This is a genomic window from Oceanobacillus neutriphilus (genome assembly GCF_014645515.1).
In the GTDB taxonomy this organism is placed as follows: domain Bacteria; phylum Bacillota; class Bacilli; order Bacillales; family Amphibacillaceae; genus Oceanobacillus; species Oceanobacillus neutriphilus.
Genome location: NZ_BMLW01000043.1, coordinates 1 through 1,154, shown reverse-complemented (window position 1 = coordinate 1,154; position 1,154 = coordinate 1). Strand labels below are relative to the sequence as shown.

The 1,154-nt window shown below is 41.2% G+C and carries 2 protein-coding genes; both read left to right on the top strand.

The window, feature by feature from the left end; all coding sequences use genetic code 11:
- On the top strand, positions 1–711 hold a 711-nt coding region (locus tag IEX29_RS27160), incomplete at its 5' end, for a lytic transglycosylase domain-containing protein (protein WP_188738862.1).
- On the top strand, positions 711–1,154 hold a 444-nt coding region (locus tag IEX29_RS26355; RefSeq protein ID WP_188738860.1), incomplete at its 3' end, for a phage tail domain-containing protein. The genes IEX29_RS27160 and IEX29_RS26355, both read left to right, overlap by 1 nt.

Here is a 1,154-nt window from a genome sequence, read left to right as displayed (position 1 = left end):
AGAGCAGCAGCACAAATGCGTGAGACAGTTTCCAATTCCGAGGTAAATGGGATTCTTGCACAAATCCAACGTGAATCTGGTGGTAATCAGCGCATTATACAACATGCTGCAGTCAATGATATCAACATGAGAAATGGAAATCCAGCGCGTGGATTGCTCCAGTACATCCCTCAAACATTCAAAGCTTATAAAGTTAAAGGGTTTGGCAATATATATGATGGATACCATCAATTGTTAGCTTTCTTTAATAACCGAACATGGAGGCGTGATTTGCCTTATGGAAAACGTGGTTGGGGACCTCGTGGAGGCCGGAAATTTGGAACCGGTGGAAAGATATTTAAAAACGGTTTGTACCAGCTTGCAGAAGGTGGATTCCCGGAATGGGTTATCCCTACTGATCCATCTCGACGAACTGAAGCTATGAAACTATTAGCGCTGGCCGGTAAAGAGATATCCGGGAATAAACGCCCTCACCAGCTACCTAATCCTGGTGGTAGTGTCGGCCACCACTATGATTATGATAGATCAGAAGAAATAGCATTGCTGAAACAACAAGTACAACTATTAACGGAACTGGTATTATCTAGCCAAAATATTGAAGCTAAGCCGATTTTGACGGAAGGTGATATTAAACGTTCTTACGATAAAAGAGATTCAAGGGAATCCACTAAACACGGCATTTTCACAGGTAGACCAGGGGGTGCTTATTAATGCACGACTTTTTTAATATATATGATTTGAATTTCAATCCAATCCCTTTACCTAGAGACGAGTTAGGATTCGGTTTTCGAGGTTTAGATTTAGAAGTATCTGCAATTGGTCAAGAAATCTCTGAACAAAATATTCCCAGCCGCCCCGGAAACATTATTACAGATGTTCGGGATGATGACAGAGACATTAGTATAAAAGGCAGGATTAAAGCGATGAACGCAACAGACTACCGGTTGAAACGTGACCGTGTCTTTGCGTTTTTTAATTCTCTAGGTGCTTTTTATGTCACTGAGCATCAGCAGGGTAACAAACTGATGAAAGTAAGAGTAGTAGATAAGTATGCACCAGAACGACCAGAGAATATGCAGACGTACGCTTTTTTAGATATTCCATTAAAAATAGACGGCCACCCGTATTGGGTGAGTCGTTTTAAAACAATGGAT